Genomic DNA, 913 nt, shown 5'->3' with positions numbered 1-913 from the left:
CCAGCGCAGGGCGATGGACCGGGCAAAGCCCGCCAACCCCTGCGGGAACATGAGCACCAGCGCCAACATGGCGCCGCCCAGCACGGCGCGCCAGTAGTCGGTGTTGCGCGCCACGGTGTCGTGCAGCCAGGTGAAGGCCGCCGCCCCCACCCACGGGCCCGCCAGGGTCTGAACGCCGCCCAGCAGCACCATCACCAGGCCGTCCACCGACTTGCCCACCGACAGGCCTTCGGGCGAAATGCTGCCCTTGGAAAACACATGCAAGGCCCCCGCAAGGCCGGCAAACACCCCGGACACCACGAAGGCCGTCCACTGCAGGCGACGCCCATCGATGCCGATGGCGTCGGCCCGCGGGGCCGAGTCGCGCACCGCGCGCAGCGCATAGCCAAACGGCGCCAACAGCACACGCCTGAGCAGCAGCACGCCAGCGGCCACCAGGGCCAGGGTCAGCAGGTAATAGGCCTCCTGGCTGGCCAGCCACGGTGCGGGCCACACGCCCGCAATGCCGTTGCTGCCGCCGGTGACGGCGTCCCACTGGAAGCACAGCGCCCAGGTGATCTGCGCAAACGCCAGCGTGAGCATGGTGAGGTACACCCCCGACAGCCGCACACAGAACCAGCCGTACACCAGCGCCGCCCCGCCCGCTGCCAGCGGGGCCAGCAGCAGGGCCAGTTCCATGCGCATGCCGGCCGATTGCACCAGCAGCGCGGCGGCATACGCCCCCGACCCGAAGTAGGCGGCATGGCCGAACGAGTGCATGCCCGCCGGTCCCATGAGGAAGTGCAGGCTGGAGGCAAAGAGCACCGCCACCAGCAAATCCACCAGCAGCACCGGCACATAGGGCCAGGCGCCCGCCAGCAGCGGCACCAGCGCCAGCACGGCGAGAAGGGCCCAGCCGAGCCATTGCACTCCC

The 913-nt window shown here is 70.6% G+C and carries 1 protein-coding gene; it reads right to left on the bottom strand.

What is annotated here, in order from left to right:
* Nucleotides 1–913: branched-chain amino acid ABC transporter permease (locus ACDELDRAFT_RS23080; RefSeq protein ID WP_005801716.1), on the bottom strand; the 913-nt coding region annotated here is incomplete at both ends.

The organism is Acidovorax delafieldii 2AN (assembly GCF_000175235.1).
In the GTDB taxonomy this organism is placed as follows: Bacteria; Pseudomonadota; Gammaproteobacteria; order Burkholderiales; family Burkholderiaceae_C; genus Acidovorax; species Acidovorax delafieldii_B.
The sequence above is the reverse complement of the archived record's forward strand: the minus strand, read 5'-3'. Positions and strand labels throughout refer to the sequence as shown.